Source organism: Streptomyces sp. NPDC060209, assembly GCF_042728155.1.
In the GTDB taxonomy this organism is placed as follows: domain Bacteria; phylum Actinomycetota; class Actinomycetes; order Streptomycetales; family Streptomycetaceae; genus Streptomyces.
In genome coordinates this window covers 1-17,758 of the sequence record NZ_JBHWZS010000173.1, presented here as the reverse complement: position 1 = coordinate 17,758, position 17,758 = coordinate 1, and the positions used below count along the sequence as shown (strand labels likewise).

Annotated in this window: 17 protein-coding genes; 5 read left to right on the top strand and 12 right to left on the bottom strand. The window is 71.5% G+C overall.

The window, feature by feature from the left end; genetic code table 11:
• Positions 1–79: 79 nt before the first annotated feature.
• From ACFWFI_RS27615 to ACFWFI_RS27585, 7 genes are all read right to left on the bottom strand, one after another.
• A complete protein-coding gene (locus ACFWFI_RS27615) occupies positions 80–1,513 on the bottom strand; it encodes a hypothetical protein (RefSeq protein WP_387395111.1) in 1,434 nt (477 codons plus the stop codon).
• Entirely contained in the window at positions 1,510–2,085 is a 576-nt protein-coding gene (locus ACFWFI_RS27610; RefSeq protein WP_031090798.1) for a SigE family RNA polymerase sigma factor, read from the bottom strand. Before ACFWFI_RS27610 ends, ACFWFI_RS27615 begins: the two co-directional genes overlap by 4 nt.
• A gap of 359 nt (positions 2,086–2,444) precedes the next feature.
• Positions 2,445–3,509: an aspartate-semialdehyde dehydrogenase gene (locus tag ACFWFI_RS27605; protein WP_387395108.1), complete on the bottom strand. Its 1,065-nt coding sequence runs from the start codon at positions 3,507–3,509 to the stop codon at positions 2,445–2,447.
• Positions 3,506–4,777, bottom strand: coding sequence for an aspartate kinase (locus ACFWFI_RS27600; protein WP_387395106.1), 1,272 nt, complete (start codon positions 4,775–4,777; stop codon positions 3,506–3,508). The genes ACFWFI_RS27605 and ACFWFI_RS27600 overlap by 4 nt, the downstream gene beginning before the upstream one ends.
• Before the next feature lie 333 nt (positions 4,778–5,110).
• Positions 5,111–5,770, bottom strand: coding sequence for a DUF5063 domain-containing protein (locus ACFWFI_RS27595; RefSeq protein ID WP_387395104.1), 660 nt, complete (start codon positions 5,768–5,770; stop codon positions 5,111–5,113).
• 83 nt (positions 5,771–5,853) lie between these two features.
• Positions 5,854–6,453, bottom strand: coding sequence for a recombination mediator RecR (recR, locus tag ACFWFI_RS27590; RefSeq protein ID WP_099173476.1), 600 nt, complete (start codon positions 6,451–6,453; stop codon positions 5,854–5,856).
• Between the two features lie 61 nt (positions 6,454–6,514).
• Positions 6,515–6,850 (bottom strand): YbaB/EbfC family nucleoid-associated protein, encoded by a 336-nt coding sequence (locus tag ACFWFI_RS27585; protein WP_387395116.1) that lies wholly within the window; start codon positions 6,848–6,850, stop codon positions 6,515–6,517.
• Positions 6,851–7,211: 361 nt separating this feature from the next.
• Here ACFWFI_RS27585 and ACFWFI_RS27580 point away from each other — a divergent pair, with 361 nt between their 5' ends.
• The gene (locus ACFWFI_RS27580; protein WP_387395101.1) at positions 7,212–8,000 is read left to right on the top strand and encodes an SLATT domain-containing protein; all 789 of its coding nucleotides are present in this window, start codon (positions 7,212–7,214) and stop codon (positions 7,998–8,000) included.
• Positions 8,001–8,075: 75 nt separating this feature from the next.
• Here ACFWFI_RS27580 and ACFWFI_RS27575 read toward each other — a convergent pair whose 3' ends face one another.
• The 3 genes from ACFWFI_RS27575 to ACFWFI_RS27565 all read right to left on the bottom strand — a co-directional run bounded on the left by ACFWFI_RS27575 (position 8,076) and on the right by ACFWFI_RS27565 (position 11,005).
• Positions 8,076–8,726, bottom strand: a complete 651-nt coding sequence (locus tag ACFWFI_RS27575) for a hypothetical protein (RefSeq protein ID WP_387395099.1) — start codon at positions 8,724–8,726, stop codon at positions 8,076–8,078.
• 100 nt (positions 8,727–8,826) lie between these two features.
• A complete protein-coding gene (locus ACFWFI_RS27570) occupies positions 8,827–9,540 on the bottom strand; it encodes a GntR family transcriptional regulator (RefSeq protein ID WP_387395097.1) in 714 nt (237 codons plus the stop codon).
• A 91-nt stretch (positions 9,541–9,631) separates the two neighbouring features.
• Complete coding sequence (locus ACFWFI_RS27565; protein WP_387395095.1) at positions 9,632–11,005, bottom strand: aspartate aminotransferase family protein; 1,374 nt, start codon at positions 11,003–11,005, stop codon at positions 9,632–9,634.
• A gap of 176 nt (positions 11,006–11,181) precedes the next feature.
• Here ACFWFI_RS27565 and ACFWFI_RS27560 point away from each other — a divergent pair, with 176 nt between their 5' ends.
• The 3 genes from ACFWFI_RS27560 (at position 11,182) to ACFWFI_RS27550 (ending at position 14,193) form a co-directional block, all read left to right on the top strand.
• On the top strand, positions 11,182–11,799 hold the full coding sequence (locus ACFWFI_RS27560) for a DJ-1/PfpI family protein (RefSeq protein WP_387395092.1): 618 nt from the start codon (positions 11,182–11,184) through the stop codon (positions 11,797–11,799).
• A complete protein-coding gene (locus ACFWFI_RS27555) occupies positions 11,796–12,290 on the top strand; it encodes a MarR family winged helix-turn-helix transcriptional regulator (RefSeq protein ID WP_387395090.1) in 495 nt (164 codons plus the stop codon). Before ACFWFI_RS27560 ends, ACFWFI_RS27555 begins: the two co-directional genes overlap by 4 nt.
• A gap of 76 nt (positions 12,291–12,366) precedes the next feature.
• On the top strand, positions 12,367–14,193 hold the full coding sequence (locus ACFWFI_RS27550) for a serine/threonine-protein kinase (RefSeq protein WP_387395087.1): 1,827 nt from the start codon (positions 12,367–12,369) through the stop codon (positions 14,191–14,193).
• A gap of 5 nt (positions 14,194–14,198) precedes the next feature.
• On the opposite strand, the gene ACFWFI_RS27545 is transcribed toward ACFWFI_RS27550, so the two are convergent.
• Positions 14,199–15,656, bottom strand: coding sequence for a helix-turn-helix domain-containing protein (locus tag ACFWFI_RS27545; RefSeq protein ID WP_387395114.1), 1,458 nt, complete (start codon positions 15,654–15,656; stop codon positions 14,199–14,201).
• Between the two features lie 366 nt (positions 15,657–16,022).
• Between ACFWFI_RS27545 and dnaN the strand changes: the two genes are divergently transcribed.
• Positions 16,023–17,141 carry a DNA polymerase III subunit beta gene (gene dnaN / locus ACFWFI_RS27540; RefSeq protein WP_387395084.1) on the top strand — a complete coding sequence of 373 codons (1,119 nt, stop codon included), beginning with the start codon at positions 16,023–16,025 and terminating at the stop codon, positions 17,139–17,141.
• A gap of 36 nt (positions 17,142–17,177) precedes the next feature.
• Here dnaN and ACFWFI_RS27535 read toward each other — a convergent pair whose 3' ends face one another.
• Entirely contained in the window at positions 17,178–17,675 is a 498-nt protein-coding gene (locus ACFWFI_RS27535) for a hypothetical protein (protein ID WP_387395082.1), read from the bottom strand.
• Positions 17,676–17,758 lie beyond the last annotated feature (83 nt).

Sequence of the window (17,758 nt, the reverse complement as noted above, 5' to 3'; positions counted from 1 at the left end):
GCCATGAACCCTAGGGTTCATGGCGGGCCCCTGCCCGTGTCTGCGTCCTTGTCCGCGTCCGAAGCCGGCTACGGCTCCGCTACGAGGCGTCCAGTACGCCTGTGCGGTAGATCGTGCCCGCGCACGCGTTGGCGATCGTGGTCTCCGCGGTCGGCGCCCCCGCCTCCGGGGTGTGCGTGACCGCGATGCTGCCGTCCGCAGGGCCCTCGTCCGCACTGCCGAACTGCGCCGCGGTGTCCGTCGTCCCCGCATCGCTCCCGGTGCCCTCGCCGCCACCGCCGTCGCCGACGGTGGGCGTCGGGCTGGGGGAACCGCCGGTGGTCGGACAGGTGTTGGACGGCACCCAGGCGAAGCGCACCTCGTACGTCATCGTCGGCTTCAGGAACACCGTCCCCGGCTCCAGCGACGGATCGGGCAGCCCGCTCGCGGGGTCACTCGTGGTGTGCTGCACCACCGTGATCTTCAGCGGATCGGCGGCGCCCGCCGCCTGGAAGCCGACTGTGCCGTTGCTGGTCACCGAGCAGGCGGCGCCGGACACATTGGCGATCCTGAAGGTCCCGTACACCGTGCCGTCCGCACCGGCCGCGCCCGACTCGGCGGAGGCGACCCCGAGCTGGTCGGGGTCGCAGGCAGTGGTGGCGGCCTTGTCGGAGCCCGGGGGGTCGTCCAGGCCCGTGGTCCCGCTGTTCTCGGCACCCGGCTGCGATCCCTGCGACGGAGCCGCGGAAGTGCCGGCCTCGCCCTCGGCGCCCTCGCTCTGGCGGTTCGCGGGCCCGGCCGTCTTCCCGCCGTCGGCTTCACCGCCCGCGTCCTCGCCGCTGCCTCCCTGGGCCTGCTGGCCGTGGCCGGCGATGGCGGTATTGGCGGTGGCCGAGCCGTCCGAGTTCGCCACATGGACGAAAGCGGGGACCGCCGTCCCGATCAGCAGTGCCGCGGCCGCGGCACCCACCACTCCCTGTCGCCGCTTGGCGCGCCGGGCGGGCACCGCGCGGTGCAGATGGTCGAGGGTGCCGTCGGAGGGCTCGAGACCCTGGACGGCGCCCTGCAGCATGCGGCGCAGCGCGACCTCGTCCATGCCACCGCCCGAGCCGCCCGGACCTCCCGAACCTGCGGACTCGCCGGCGGCACCGCCGGTCCCGGAGGCACCGCCACCCTTACCGCCGCCGAAGAGCTCGGTCAGCGTGCCGCCACCGCCGAACCCGGCGGCACGGCCGCCCAGGTCACGGCCGCCCAGGTCATGACCGTCCGAGTCATGACCGTCCGAGTCACGACCGTCCGAGTCATGACCGTCCGGCTCACCGGCTTCCGAGTCATGACCGTCCGACGCACCGGCGTCCGGGTCCGCCCCTCGGGCGGTGGGCCCTGAGGCGGCTTCCGCGCCGTCGACCGCTTCGGCGTCCTGCTTCCGTTCACCGTCCTGCTCCGGATCGGTGTTCGGGATGTCCTCCGGCCCGTGGTTCACAATTCCGTTTCCAGTCCGGTCATCGTCGTGCCTGTGCTCGGGCCCGCTCATGCCTGCGCCTCCATCACGACGCGCAGTGCCGCGATCCCCCTGGAGCCGTACGCCTTCACCGAACCGAGCGATATCCCCAGCGTCTCCGCGACCTGAGCCTCCGTCATGTCCGAGAAGTAGCGCAGCACCAGCACCTCGCGCTGGCGGCGCTGCAGCCCTTTCATCGCCTTGATCAGCGCGTCCCGCTCCAACTGGTCGTACGCGCCCTCCTCCGCACTCGCCATGTCGGGCATCGGCTTCGAGAGAAGCTTCAGTCCGAGGATGCGCCGGCGCAGCGCGGAGCGGGACAGGTTGACCACGGTCTGGCGGAGGTACGCGAGCGTCTTCTCCGGATCGCGCACCCGGTTCCGCGCCGAGTGCACCCGGATGAACGCCTCCTGCACCACGTCCTCGCAGGACGCGGTGTCGTCCAGCAGGAGTGCCGCGAGGCCCAGCAGCGAGCGGTAGTGGGCGCGATAGGTCTCGGTTAGATGGTCGACCGTCGTTCCTGCCGCCACCGTCTCCTCAGCGCCCTCGCGCTGCGAAGGCAGCCGGGTGGGTCGCGCAGCGGGCATGGGCGCAATCACCGGCATACCGCCGGGTGCGCGGGGCCGCCGGAGCGGACGCACCGAAGCGCCTCGCAACGGGCCCACCACTGTGATGTCGAGAACCTCTGCCACGCCAGTTGGACACGCTTCCCCCCGTCAGGGTTGTACGCGTACGGCACCGCGTTCGATGCTGTGCGACATGCCCTCATTCGTACCTGCTCTTCCCCAAATGCCCTGAAAATACGTCCAGCCATGCAAGAAGTGACGACATAGACGCGTCGCATCCGTCTAGCGGTTGCGGAGGGCCAGGAGATCATCGTCGGATATGACAACGCCCCAGCTCAAGAGGTTCAGACCAGCGAGTTACCCACAGGGCGCACACAGATCCTACAAAACAGGTTCGATCAGGTACGAGGAAATTCTCCGGCCACGGACTCGGCGATCTGAGCCACGTTGAGAGCCGCGCCTTTTCGCAGATTATCGCCGCAGATGAACATTTCGATGGCATGTGGGTCGTCCATCGACTGCCGAACCCGGCCCACCCAGGTCGGATCGGTGCCCACGACGTCGGACGGCGTGGGGAAGTCACCGGCCGCCGGACTGTCGAAGAGCACCACCCCGGGGGCGGTCGCCAGGACCTCGTGCGCCCGGGCCACGGCCACCTCGTTCTCGAAGCGGGCGTGCACCGACATGGAGTGCGTCGCGACGACGGGTACGTACACGCAGGTCGCCGTCACCTTGAGGTCCGGCAGGCCCAGGACCTTCCGGCACTCCTCACGGATCGCCAGCTCCTCGGACGACCAGCCGTCCCCGGCGTCGGTCCCGGCCCACGGCACCACGTTCAGTGCCACCGGGGCGGCGAAGGGGCTCTTGTCCCCGTCACCCAGCGCCCGCCGTACGTCCCCGGGGCGTGTGCCCAGCTCCGTACCCGCCACCAGGGCGAGCTGTTCGCGGAGCACGGCGACACCGTCGCGCCCAGCGCCGCTCACCGCCTGGTAGGACGAGACGATCAGCTCCCGCAGCCCGAATTCGGCGTGCAGGGCGCCGACCGCGACGATCAGCGACAGCGTCGTGCAGTTCGGGGACGCGACGATGCCGCGCGGTCTGATCCGCACGGCATGAGGATTGATCTCGGGGACGACGAGGGGGACGTCGTCGTCGAGCCGGAAGGCCGCCGAGTCGTCCACGACCACGGCGCCCCGGGCGGCGGCGACCGGCCCCCACTGCGCGGACACCTCGTCCGGCACCAGGAACAGGGCGACGTCCATCCCGTCGAACACGTCCTCGGCGAGCGCGAGGACCTCGGTCTCCTCACCACGCACGACCAGCTTGGTGCCGGCCGCACGCGGAGAGGCGATCAGTCTGACCTCGCCCCAGACATCCGCGTGCTGCGAAAGGATCTGGAGCATGACGCCACCGATCGCCCCGGTCGCGCCGACGACCGCGAGCGAAGGGCGGCGTCCTGTCATCGGCCGGTGCCCCCGTAGACGACGGCCTCGTCCGAGTCGCTGTCGAGGCCGAAGGCGGTGTGCACGGCGCGCACGGCCTCGTTGACGTCGTCGACACGGGTGACCACCGAGATGCGGATCTCGGACGTCGAGATCAGCTCGATGTTCACTCCGACGTTGGACAGCGCCTCGAAGAAGCCCGCGGTGACGCCGGGGTTGGTCTTCATGCCCGCACCGACGAGGGAGATCTTCGCGATCTGGTCGTCGTAGCGCAGCGACTCGAACCCTATGCCGGCGCGGCTGCGCTCCAGGGCGTCGATGGCCTTGCGGCCCTCGGCCTTGGGCAGGGTGAACGTGATGTCCGTCAGACCGGTCGAGGCGGCGGAGACGTTCTGCACCACCATGTCCATGTTGATCTCGGCGTCCGCGATGGCGCGGAAGATCGCGGCGGCCTCGCCCGGCTTGTCGGGAACACCGACGACCGTGACCTTGGCCTCGGAGACGTCGTGGGCGACTCCGGAGATGATGGCGTGCTCCACCTGCTGGTCCCCTTGCGGCTCGTTGCTGACCCAGGTGCCGCGCAGTCCGGAGAAGGACGAGCGGACGTGGATCGGAATGTTGTAACGGCGTGCGTACTCGACGCAGCGGTGCAGCAGCACCTTGGAGCCGGACGCCGCCAGCTCCAGCATGTCCTCGAAGGAGATCCAGTCGATCTTCCGGGCCTTCTTCACGACCCGGGGGTCGGCGGTGAAGACACCGTCCACATCGGTGTAGATCTCACAGACCTCCGCGTCCAGCGCGGCGGCCAGCGCGACAGCGGTCGTGTCGGAGCCACCGCGACCGAGGGTCGTGATGTTCTTGCCCTCCTGGCTCACTCCCTGGAACCCGGCGACGATGGCGATGTTGCCCTCGTCGATCGAGGTCCGGATGCGGCCGGGCGTGACATCTATGATGCGCGCTTTGTTGTGGACCGAGTCGGTGATGACACCGGCCTGGCTGCCCGTGAACGACTGGGCCTCGTGGCCCAGGTTTTTGATCGCCATGGCCAGCAGGGCCATGGAGATCCGCTCTCCGGCGGTCAGCAGCATGTCGAACTCACGCCCGGCAGGCATCGGGGATACCTGCTCGGCGAGATCGATCAACTCGTCCGTCGTGTCGCCCATCGCGGACACCACGACAACCACCTGGTTGCCGTTCTTCTTGGCGTCGACGACTCGCTTGGCGACACGCTTGATGCCCTCGGCATCGGCTACGGAGGAGCCTCCGTACTTCTGCACGACAAGGCCCACGTGCGCTCCTCGCTCAATAATGGTGCGGTCGGCTCAGTTTAACGAGCAGTCCGGAATCGACCTGTCGGTACCGGATGGTGAGATGTCCCGCCCACCACTCGGTACGAAGCCCGTCCCGAACTGCTCGTACCGGACTGTTGCCCCCTCCACCCCGGCGCACGCCTCTTTGTGTCCCAGGACACAGCGGGCACAGCGGGCACAGCGGGCACAGGGGGCTCGGCAGGCACAGCGGCGACAAGCCCGCCGCCAAGAGGCGCTGGGCCGGGACTGCGGCCCCGGGAGCCACAGGACTGGCCCCAGGGGCCAGGGGCCGGTGAACCGGCGCCGGAGGAGCTACAGGACCGGCCGGAGGCCCAGGGGCCCCGCGATCTCCTCGGCCATCACACGCCCCGCCTCCTCGGCCAGGTCCCCGTCGCTCGGGTCCTGGTCGATGTCCAGGCCGTCGAGCTCCTGGAGCGGCTGGTTCAGCCGGATGTGGGCGATCAGCGACTGGAGCGCCCGCAGGGCCGCCGAGGCGGTGGAGCCCCAGTTGGAGAAGTACGAGAACTGCCACCACCACATGGCCTCCGCCGTGCGGTCCGCCTCGTAGTGCGCGAGGCCGTGTCCGAGGTCCGTGACCAGGTCGGCCAGGTCGTCGGAGATGCGATGGGGCACGGGGGCCTTGCGGGGCTCGTACGGGTCGAAGACCTCGGAGTAGACGTCGATGGGCTCCAGGAGCTCCGCGAAGCGTTCACGCAGCCCGTCGGCGTCCGGTTCGGGGCCCAGGTCCGGCTCGTAGCGCTCGTCCGGGAGGATGTCCTCGTAGGCACCGAGTCTCCCGCCGGCCAGCAGGAGCTGGGAGACCTGGAGGAGCAGGACCGGGACGGCCTCTTCGGGCTCCTCGGCCTTGGACACCTCGGTCACCGCGACGATGAACGTCTTGATCTGGTCCGCGATCTGGACGGCGAAGTCGTCCGGATCCTGCTTGACGGAGTTCAGTGTGGCGTCAGACATCGAGGGGACCTCCCGTGGGCACGGTCGCGGACGGTGGGTAGAACATAACGCCACCACGTGTAAAGCCGCAGTCAGATGCCGGGTCACACATCGAGCAGCCGCCTTCCCTCGAAGGCGCGGCCGAGGGTGACCTCGTCCGCGTACTCCAGGTCGCCGCCCACGGGCAGTCCGCTGGCCAGCCGTGTGACCCGCAGGCCCATCGGCTTGACCATCCGGGCGAGGTACGTCGCGGTGGCCTCGCCCTCCAGGTTGGGGTCCGTCGCCAGGATCAGCTCCGTGATGGAGCCGTCCGCGAGCCGGGCCAGCAGCTCCCTGATGCGCAGATCGTCGGGGCCGACGCCCTCGATCGGGCTGATCGCGCCGCCGAGCACGTGGTAGCGGCCCCGGAACTCACGGGTCCGCTCGATCGCCACGACGTCCTTGGGCTCCTCGACCACGCAGATGACCGAGCGGTCACGGCGCGCGTCACGGCAGATGCCGCACTGCTCCTGCTGGGCGACGTTGCCGCAGATCTCGCAGAACCTGACCTTGTCCTTGACCTCGAGGAGGGCGTGGGCAAGACGGCGTACGTCGGTGGGCTCGGCCTGCAGGATGTGGAATGCGATCCGCTGCGCGCTCTTGGGACCGACGCCCGGCAGTCTGCCCAGCTCGTCGATCAGCTCCTGAACCACGCCTTCGTACAACGGAACGCCTTTCCTTTTTGCTGCTCGTACCGTATCCGGTACGCCCGGGTAGCTACAGGGGTCAGAACGGGAGACCCGGCATGCCGCCCAGGCCCTGGGCCAGCGGGCCCAGCTTCTGCTGCTGGAGCTGCTGCGCGTTCTCGTTGGCCGCCTGGACCGCGGCGACCACGAGATCGGCGAGCGTCTCGGTGTCCTCCGGGTCCACCGCACCCGGGTCGATCACCAGGGCGCGGAGCTCGCCGGACCCGGTCACGGTGGCCTTCACGAGACCGCCGCCCGCCTGTCCCTCGACCTCGGTCCTGGCCAGTTCCTCCTGGGCCTCGGCAAGGTCCTGCTGCATCTTCTGGGCCTGCTGGAGCAGCTGCTGCATGTTGGGCTGGCCACCACCGGGAATCACGGTCACTCCTGGCATTTCGACAACGGATTGTTTCGGTATGCCGAGCCTACGTGTTCGCCGGACGCCGTGCCCCACCCGTAGAGGACCAACTCTTTCGGGTGAGTTCTGAAAAGTGCCTGCCGTGCTCCTATACCTGACCAGAGGCCGTACCCACGCGGGAATCCCGCGATTTCGACCCCGCGGCCCACCATTCGGCGGTAGGAAGAGCATGCGTATCCGTACCCATACGCACATCGAAGGTAACGCAGAGTTACACGGTGGGGGCCCCGGTCATATGCCGGTACCCGCCCCCTCCGTGACCGAGAACCGTGCCGACTCCGCGTCGATACGCGCCGAAGGCAGAGTGCAGAGGAGTTCCCCGGTGAGTCAGCCGGAGATGCAGCCCGAAGGGCCGCCCCGCAAGGAGTCCGGCGCGACATCCGGTGCAGGCACCGGAACCGAACGGTCCGGTTCGCGCTACGGTTCGAGCCCCAGGGACCTGACCGGCCGCGCCTTCCCCCTCGGCGACTGGGGCGAACCCGCCGAACGGCTCGACGAGCTCTACCGCTGGGTCGAGGCCGGCGCCATCGAGACCGCCGACTGGTATCTGCGCGACCGGGTCCGCAAGCGGCGCACGGCCAGACTGCTCCGGCTCGGCACTGCGGCAGGGGTGGTCGCGGGCGCGGCCCTCCCCCTGCTCGACCTGACGGGGGAGCTGCACGGGTCGGCCGGCTGGGGCTACCTGTCGCTGCTGCTGGGCGCCGCGTGCATGGCGTGCGACCGGTACTTCGGACTGACCTCCGGCTGGATAAGGAACCTCGCGACGGCACAGGCCGTGCAGCGGCGGCTCCAGGTGCTGCAGTTCGACTGGGCCTCCGAGTGCGTCCGCGAGGTTCTCGGGCCGACGGAGGGCACCGCCAGCGAGGCCGCGGAGCGGTGCCTGGGGGTGCTGCGCCGGTTCTCGGAGGACATCACCGAGCTCGTCCGGATGGAGACGGCGGACTGGATGGTGGAGTTCCGGGCCGGGCCCGCGCCCATGGGGATGCAGTCGCTGGTGTCGGGCGGGCCCGGTGGCCGCCCCGAGCCGGGGGCCGTGCCCGGCCGGCTCACCATGCCCTCTGTGGCCCGGCCGAACATGCCGCGCCAGCGGCCTCCGGAGCCGCCCCGCTGAAGCCGGAGCCGCCCGCCACAGCCGGAGCCGCCCCGCCGTAGGAGCGGGGCGGTCACCGGCAGCCGGTACGGCGGATCAGCTGAAAATGATCATCGAGCCCTGCGCGAGGCTGCGGGTGGCCGCCGCGTGCAGGCCCAGCCAGACGTGCCGCTCCCGGGCGAAGGGGCTCTCGTCGTACGGGACCGGGGCGGCCGGTTCCTCCAGCGTGGTCGGGCCGGCCGGCGGCACGGGGGCGGCCGGCGGATTGGCCGGGTCTATGCCGATGGACGGGGCGACGAACTCCAAGTCGCGCAGCAGGCCGTGGGAGGAGCCCAGCGGGCCGCCGCCCTCCAGGAGCTGGTCGCCGGAGAGCGGGTGGGGGAAGTCCACCGGGACGTACGCTCCGGCGTGGTCGTAGTGCCAGACCAGGTGCGACTCCTGCGCGCTCTGCTCGAACATCTCCAGCAACTGCTCGTAGTCCCCGCCCAGTTCGTCGACGGGTGTGACGGCGAGGCCGCTCAGCTGGAGCAGGTAGGCGCGGCGCAGGAAGTGCAGGGCGTCGTAGTCGAAGCCCGCGACCGGGGCGACGTCCCCGGTGAGTCCTGGCATGTAGGCGTAGACGGGCACGGGCGGCAGCCCCGCCTCGGTCAACGCCTTGTCGTAGACGGCGATCTCTTCGGCGAACGGGTTGTCGGGGCTGTGGCACAGCACATCGACGAGGGGGACCAGCCACAGGTCACAGGCCACGAAGTCTCGCTCTCCAACGGGTTCGTGCGATGGTCGGGCCAGCGTAATGCGGCCGGGACCCCGCGCACAGGGTGCGGGGCACCCTCCGGCGGGTACGTGCTCAGCCGTGACCCGGGTGCGGGGGGTTGTCGGCGGCCAGCCGGTCCGCCCAGTCCATCCCGTGCGCGTAGTAGGCGTCCAGCACCGCGCGTACGGCGGGCCCGTCGGCAGCCGTGATCGCCTCCACCAGCTCCTGGTGGCCGTTCCACAGCCAGTCGCACACGTCGGCGTCCCCCCGGAGGTACGGGACGGCGAAGACCCAGGCCTGCATCCGGAGCCGTTGCAGGAAGTCGTTGATGTAGGTGTTGCCGATGACGGCGCCGAGTTCCCGCCAGAACCGCAGGTCGTAGCCGATGAGGATGTCGAGGTCGCCACTGCGCGCGGCCCGGGTGGCCTCCTCGGCCCGGCGGCGCACGGAGACGAGGGCGGGCCGGTGGACGGCGAGCACGGCGGGTGCCGAGCCGGTCCCGTCGAAGATCTCCCGGAACACCCCGTCTATGACCAGGGCACGCGCCCGCACCATCGAACGGTAGTCGGCGACGGTGAATTCGCGGACCCGGAAGCCGCGGTGCTGGTCGGATTCGAGCAGCCCCTGCGCGGACAGGTCGAAGAGCGCTTCGCGCACGGGTGTCGCGGACACGCCGTACTGCTCGGCGATCTGCTTGACGGTGAATTCCACCCGGGGCTGCATACGCCCCGCGAGGACCTCGTCACGCAGCGCGTCGGCGATCTGCTGCCGCAGCGTACTGCGGGTCACACCTCCGCTCGCACCCATGACGCCCCCTCCCGTTCTCGGCTTGGGTCACCATAAGCCAGGGCAAGTGCCCGGTTCCGGGCACGGGGGAGGGCGTCGTGTCCGGTGCCGTCTACACGGTGTGCTCGTCGGCGACCGAGAGGGCAGCGTCCAGGGCCGCGAGACCCTCCTTCGCCTCGGCCTCGGTGATGTTGCAGGCGGGGACGACATGGGTGCGGTTCATGTTGATGAAGGGCCAGAGGCCGTTCTTCTTGCACGCTGCACCGAACGCCGCCATCGGGGCGTTGGCCTCGCCGGTCGCGTTGTACGGGACCAAGGGCTCCCGGGTCTCCCTGTCGCGGACGAGCTCCAGCGCCCAGAACGCGCCGAGCCCCCGCACCTCGCCGACGGACGGGTGACGCTCCGCGAGCTCGCGCAGGCCGGGGCCGAGGATGTGCTCGCCGAGGTGTGCGGCGCTCTCGACGGTCTTCTCGTCCTCCATCACGTTGATCGTCGCGACGGCGGCGGCGCAGGCCAGCGGGTGGCCGGAGTAGGTGAGTCCGCCGGGGTAGGGGCGGGTCTCGAAGGTGGCGGCGATCTCGGCGCTGATCGCGACGCCGCCGAGCGGCACGTAACCGGAGTTGACGCCCTTCGCGAACGTCAACAGGTCCGGCACGACGTCGTGGTGGTCGGCGGCGAACCACTTCCCGGTGCGGCCGAAGCCGGCCATCACCTCGTCCAGCACGAAGACGATCCCGTACCGGTCGCAGATCTCGCGTACGCCCGCGAGATAGCCGGGCGGCGGCGTCATGATGCCCGCCGTGCCGGGGATCGTCTCCAGGACGACGGCCGCGACGGTCGCCGGGCCCTCGAAGGCCAGCGTGTCCTCGAGGTGCTGGAGCGCGCGGGCGCACTCCTCGGCCTCCGTCCGTGCGTAGAACGGGGAGCGGTAGAGGAACGGCGCCCAGAAGCGGACGACGCCCGCCGACCCTGTGTCGGACGCCCAGCGGCGCGGGTCGCCGGTGAGGTTGATCGCGGTGGCGGTGGCTCCGTGGTACGAGCGGTAGGCGGAGAGCACCTTGTGGCGTCCGGTGTGCAGCCGGGCCATGCGGACGGCGTTCTCTACGGCCTCGGCACCGCCGTTGGTGAAGAAGATCTTGTCCAGGTCGCCGGGGGTGCGCTCGGCGATGAGGCGGGCCGCCTCGGAGCGCGCCTCGACGGCGAACGCCGGCGCGAACGTGGCGAGCCTGCCCGCCTGCTCCTGGATCGCGGCGACGACGACGGGGTGCTGGTATCCGATGTTGGTGAAGACGAGACCGCTGGTGAAGTCCAGGTAGCGGTTGCCGTCGTAGTCCCAGAAGTACGCCCCCTCGGCGCCGGCGACGGCGAGCGGGTCGATCAGGCCCTGGGCGGACCAGGAATGGAACACGTGCGCGCGGTCGGCGGCCTTCACGGCCGCGCCCGCTGCGGGGTCGATGTACGGGGCGCGAGGGGCATCGGGGCTCATGCGGGCGAGCGTATGCGGCATCGCGGCCGTCCTCCATGGCCACTGTGTACGGCGTGGGCCGCCCGGCTCGGCAGGGTGTCGGGTTCCCGCCCGGAACCGGTCATCCAATTGACAGCATGCTGTCATCATGACAGTCTCTTGTCATAAGGTCCCGTGCTCCGCCACCGGAGGTCATCATGACCAGCACGACCGTTCACCTGGCCGTCTACGACACCTTCGCCGACTGGGAGCCGGGCTTCGCCACGGCACACCTCACCCAGCACGGGTACACCGTGCGGACCGTCGGCCTCACCACCGCACCCGTGACCACCATGGGCGGAGTGCGCATCCAGCCCGACCTCGCGCTCGACGGGCTGGACCCCGGCGACAGCACGCTGCTCGTCCTCACGGGCGCGTCCCTCTGGGACACCGGCGACACCCTCGCCCCCTTCGCCCGTGCGGCGCGGACCTTCCTGGACGCCGGAGTGCCGGTGGCGGCCATCTGCGGGGCGACCGCGGGGCTGGCCCGCGAGGGGCTGCTCGACGACCGCCCCCACACGAGCGCCGTGTCGTTCTACCTCGCGGCCACGGGATACGCGGGCGGCGCGCACTACGTGGAGGCCGACGCGGTGACCGGCTCCGGCTCCGGCGGAGCGTCGCACGGCGCCCTCGTCACGGCGGGGCCGACCGAGCCGGTCGCTTTCGCCCGCGAGATCTTCGGCCTGCTCGGGGTGTTCGAGCCGAAGAAGCTGGACGCCTGGTACCGCCTCTTCCACGACTCGGACGCGAGCGCGTACGAGGTGCTCCAAGGATGAGCGGGGAGAACACCGCGGACGATGAGAACGGCGCCCGGTTCAGTCGCACCGCGATCGGGGTGTTCCGGCTCAACGGCCAGTTCCTGTCCCTCGCGGAGGAGCTGGCCGGGCCCGCGGGGCTGACAGCGGCCCGGTGGCAGGTCCTCGGCGCGGTCCTGACCGAGCCGCTTCCCGTGTCGGGGATCGCCCGCGCGATGGGGATCACCCGGCAGAGCGTGCAGCGGATCGCCGACCTGCTGGTGGCCGGGGGCCTTGCCGAATACGTCGCGAACCCGGCCCACCGCCGGGCCAAGCTGCTCCGGCCCACTGCGGAGGGCCGGGCCGCGGTGAGCCGGATCGGCCCCGCCCACGCGGAGTTCGCCGCGCGGCTGGCCGAGGAGCTGGGCGAGGAGGAGTTCGCGCGGACCGTCCAGGTGCTGGAGCGGCTCTCGGCCGCCATGGACACCCTGACGTCCCGGACCGGATCGCCGCCGGAATCCTCCCGGGGCTGAGGGCGGGCTCCACGGCACACCCGCCGCTATTCTCGACCCACGGTCGGACATGGCCGCACGGGGGAGGAAGCGCACCATGGAGAAGCTGAGCTCCGGCGATCCGCAACGCATCGGCAGCTACCGTCTGTTGGGGCGCCTCGGTGCCGGCGGGATGGGCCAGGTGTTCCTGGCCCGGTCGGACCGCGGCCGCACCGTCGCCATCAAACTGGTCCGGCCCGAGCTCGCCGAACAGCAGCATTTCCGCGACCGTTTCCGGGCGGAGGTGCAGGCCGCCCGGAAAGTCGGCGGTTCCTGGACCGCGCCCGTGCTCGACGCCGGAGTGGACGCCGCGGTGCCGTGGGTGGCCACCGGTTACGTCGCCGGCCCCTCGCTCCACGGCATCGTCTCGGGACGTCGGGGCGCCCTGGCCGACTCGGGGGCGTACGGTCCGCTCCCCGAGCGCTCCGTCCGCATCCTGGGCGCCGGGCTCGCCGGGGCGCTCCAGGACATCCACCGCGCCGGACTGATCCACCGTGACCTGAAGCCCTCCAACGTCCTGGTGACGATCGACGGCCCTCGGGTCATCGACTTCGGTATCGCCCGGGCTCTGGACACCGTCACCGACGGCGGCCTCACACGCACCGGCGCGATGATCGGCTCACCCGGTTTCATGTCGCCCGAGCAGGTGCGGGGCGAGCGCGTGACGACGGCGTGCGACGTCTTCTGCCTCGGCTCCGTGCTGGCGTACGCGGCGACCGGCCGGCTGCCGTTCGGTGTGGCGGACAGCGGGGTCCACGCCCTGCTGTTCCGGATCGCGCAGGAGGACCCGGACCTCACAGGCGTGCCCGTCGACCTGGTCGAGCTGATCCGGGACTGCCTGACGAAGGACCCGGCCGCGCGGCCCTCCACGGACACCGTCCTGGAGCGGCTGGGCGATACGGACACCACGGAGCCGTGGCTGCCCGGTGCGCTGATCGCCCAGCTGGGCCGGCACGCGGTGGAACTGCTGGATTCCGAGGACCCGGAAGAGAGCGGCCCCGAGGAGGACGGCCCGGCGAAGGGCACCCGGGCAAAGAGCCCGCAGACGGCGCCGCCCGCGCCCGTGGCACCCACTCCCGCTCCGCCCACTCCCGCTCGGCCCGCTCCTCCCGCGCCGGTTCGCCCTCCCGGCGCCGCGCACGGGTTCCCCACACTGGTCGGCCCGCCCCCGCCGGTACCGCAGCGGACGCCGCCGCCCTCGTACGGCTACCCCCAGCAGCCCGCCCCCGCCTACGGATACGGGCCCACTCCCCCGTACGGCCCGCCCGCCCGCTTCGCCCCGCCCGCCCCCGAGCGCCGCCGCGGGGCGGGCTCCACCGTGCTGCTGGTCGCCGTCGCGCTGCTCGTCGCCGTGGGGGCGGGCTGGGGGGTCTACGCCTTCATGCGGAGCGGGGACGGCGGGCCGACGGCGTCCCCGGCCGGCAGCGTCTCGCCCTCCGGTTCCCGGTCCGGCTCATCCCCTGACGGAACGAAGCCGAACGGCACGAACCCCGATGCCAAGAGCTCCGACGGCACGGGCGCGGACGGCACCGTCCCCTCCGGATTCCTGGGCACCTGGTCCGGCAGCATCGACGGCGGAGGGGGAGCGTCCACCCGCCGACTCGTCATCCAGCAGGGCGAGGTGGGCGACACCGTGCTGTCCCTCACCGCCGAGGGCCCGCTCGACACGGGTGGCTCCTACCACTGCGTGTTCCAGGCCGAGCTGGAGAGCGAGCCCTCCTCCGGAGGCCCCGTCCGTGTCGGGCCCTCCCGGGTCACCGAAGGCGAACCGCTGACGTCATGCACCCCGGGGGAGTCCACCGTCCTGACGCTGCTGCCCGACGGCACCCTGCACCGCGAGATCACCTCCACCGGCAAGAGCCTGACGTACACGAAGACGGGCTGAGCGGCTCACGCCGCGAGGTCCACCGCCCGGAACGCGAGCCACAGGTCGTACCGCGCGCTCGGCGTCTGGAGCAGCGACCGGCACAGCAGCGCCTCCAGCCGGGTGAGACGCTTGCGCGCGCCGGGCACGGAGATGCCCAGTTCGGCCGCTGCCGGGCTCAGTTGGGCCTCGCAGCGCAGCCATGTCCGCAAGGTGTCCTCACCCATGGGTCCGGCCTGGGTGAGGGTCCGCAGCTGCTGGGCGGCCCAGTCCTGGACGCCGGGGGCGCTCAGGATCGTGTCGAGGTCCTCGGAAACCGCCGGGCCTCCGGGGTGGGGTCGGTGCAGCGCCGGGGTGGCCCTGATCCGGAGAGCCAGGTCGACGGCCGCCTGGTCCGCGACCCGGTTCAGGTCCAGGCCGAGGAGTTCGCCGACGAACTTCACGCGCGCGGCCAGGGTGTTGCGGTGGATCTTCAGATGCTGGGTGGCATGGGAGGAGAACGCCAGCCAGGAGGCGACGGTCGCCGACAGTTCCTGACAGCCCGGGTCCTGCGAGCGGCGCGGCAGATGGGCGAGGAGGGGCGCGAGCAGGGCATCGGCCCACCGTGCCCCGGCGGCTCCGACGACCAGCGCCGGCTCCGCGGCCGCGCCGAATCTGGCATGGCGGCCGGGGAGTCCACGGGCGACGGCGAGGGCGTGGAAGGCCTGCTGGTAGGCGGTCGCCGTGTCGGGCAGCCGCACTTCCTCACTGACGCCCACGACACAGTCGTCCACGAGTCCGGCGACGGCCAGGCCGAGCGTGCGCCCGCTCTCCGGTCCCTCCGCTCCAGCCTCCTCGTCCGCCGGCACGATCAGGATCAGATGACGGGCGTAGACCGGGCAGCGCACGATCCAGGTCCGGCCGCCGGAGGCGTCCGTGCAGATCCGGGCCACCTCGTCCCGCTGCCCGCCGGAGCACTCGACGACACAGACGCGTACGGGGTCGGGCAGCTTCGGCCGCAGGGCGCCCGCCACCTGGTGGGCGATCGAGAGCTGGCCCGTCATCAGCAGATGCAGTACGGCCTCGCGGCCCCGGGACTCCGCGAGGTCGACCCGCCGCCGCTTGCGTTCGACGCTCTCCGACGCCCAGGACAGGGCCAGCGGCATCACGGCGTCGGCCATCAGCGTGCTCAGCCCGCCGGGCAGCGGCTTGGGCGCGACGAGGGCGAGGACCGGGCCGCGGTCCCCGGGTGTCCGGTCGAGGGGGAGCAGCAGCGCGGCGCACTCGTCGGTGTCGAGGGTGTACGAGCCGGCGCCCCGGGCGGTCAGCTCCCGCGCGGCCCGGGCGGCGATCCCGGCCGCTTCGTGGCCCGGCCACCGGACGTTCCCGGCCACGGCCTGGAGCACCGTGCCGTCCCCGTCCACGATCCCGGCCCAGCCCTCTGCCCGCCGGGCGAGCCTGCGCAGCAGCTCCGGCGAACCACCGGTCCGCGCCAGCCGGTACATCAGCAGTACGTCGTCGGCCCGTTCCCGCGCTGGCACGTGTCCTCCGATCCTCCCCGAAACCGGAGTGCAGAGTACCGGTACGGCTGTGCGGTTTGATACCCGTCGTGAGCCACACGGTGCGAATTGAATCTCCCGGCCCGCCGCCCCGTCCCCCTAGAGTCCCCAGCGTGTTCCGGGACGCTCGGGGGACGTCGGGGGACTTCACGACGTCCCGGATCCGGGGGCCCGAGGACGTCGGGGGACGTCCGGGCGGCACGGCGGCAGCGGCTCACGGGGGTGGTCGCTGTCGTCGGTCCGCGGCGACTGTCAGTGGCCCCGCCTAGCGTGGTTCTCGACCGTGTCGTACGCCGGACGAGGGGCCCTGCCGTGGAATTCCGTATGGAACGTGGCGCACTGACCGATGCCGTCTCCCGGGCGGCCCGGGTGCTGCCCGCGCGTTCGCCCGTCCCCGTCCTCGGCGGACTGCTCCTCGATGCGGACGCCGACCGACTCCGGGTGTCCGGGCTGGACTTCGAGGCCTCCGCGCGCGTCGAGGCGGAGGCTCATACCATCCGGCCCGGGAAGGTGCTTGTCATGGGGCGGCGCCTGCTCGACATCTGCAAGGTGCTGCCCGAGGGCCCCGTGGAGTGCGCGGTGGAGGGCTCCCGCTTCACGGTCACTGGAGACGGCTCGCGCTTCGGTCTCTCGGTCCTGCCCCTCGACGACTACCCCGCGCTGCCGCCGCTGCCCGAGGTCCGCGGGGCGGTGGACGCCGGGGAGTTCGCCTCGGCGGTCGCGCAGGTGGCGGTGGCCGCGGGGCGGGACGACACCCTGCCGACGCTCACCGGGATCCGCCTCGGGCTCGACGGCTCCACGATGACGCTGGCGGCGACGGACCGCTACCGCTTCGCGGTGCGCGCCCTGCCGTTCAAGGCGACGGCGCCGGACGTGGCGGCCGATGTCGTGGTGTCGGCCCGCCGGCTGACCGAGATCGCCCGGTCACTCGGCAGGTCCGGACAGGTCGATGTCGCCGTGGACGGGGGGTCGGTCGGATTCGAGCACGCCGGGACGCGTACGACGGTGCGCCTGCTGGACGGCAGACTGCCTCGTCACGACAAGCTGTTCGCGATGACGGACCCAGCGGCCGCGGTGATGGACCGGGCCCGCCTGGTGGAGGCCGTCAAGCGGGTCTCCGTGGTCGCGGACGGCGGCAGCCCGCTGCAGATGACGTTGTCCCCCGGGCCTGACGGCTCGGCCCTGCTGCAGGCGGGATTCGAGGACGACGTGGCCTCCCAACGCCTGCCGGCGGCCTTCGACGGCACCGCGGAGATGACGGTGGCCTTCAACCCCGCCTATCTGATGGACGCCCTGTCCTCCTTCGAGGACACGACGGTCCGGATGAAGCTGATGGGGCCCGGGCAGCGCGCCATGATCACCGTCGGGGAGGACACGGGAACAGCCACGCACGAGCACCTGCTGATGTCCGTGAAGCCGGCGCTGCTCTGACCTCTTCGCCGGGCCCCCTCGGGCCCCGAGGGTGCCTCACTCCGGGAGCGTCGCCGTCTCCCCGACCGCGGCGAGCAGCCAGATGGGGAATTCCGGATCGGCCTGCCCGACGGCGAGACCGAGCCACCGCGTGCCCCCGGGCACACGCCAGACCTGCATGCTGCCCGCCAGATTGCAGAGCTGCCCCATCGGCTCCGGAGCGGCGCCCGCGCCCTCGCCCTCATCGTCCTGCTCCAGGAACGGCCAGAGGTCGACGGTCTCCGGCTCGCCCCACCGTTCGCTCAACGCGGTCGCCAGGACGCTGAATTCGGCCTCGATCTCCTGCTCGGCGGGTTCGACGAGCTCGGGGGAACGGTCGTCCCAGAAGTCCCGGCTCGCCCGCAGGATCAGCAGATGATGCCCGGGTCCGCTGCTGCGCACACCGTTGTCCTCGCTCTCCTCCCCTGCGGGGAAGGGCAGGGCGAGGACGCTGTCGATCTGCGCGAGGCGGTCCTCGGTGGTCGTGGGCGGGGTGCCGGCGCTGTCCGTGTCCATGGTGCGTGATCCTGCCAAGCACGCTTCCCGGAACGCGAATCGGGGGGGCCCCCGCCGGTGGCCGGGGGCCCCCCCCACCCCCG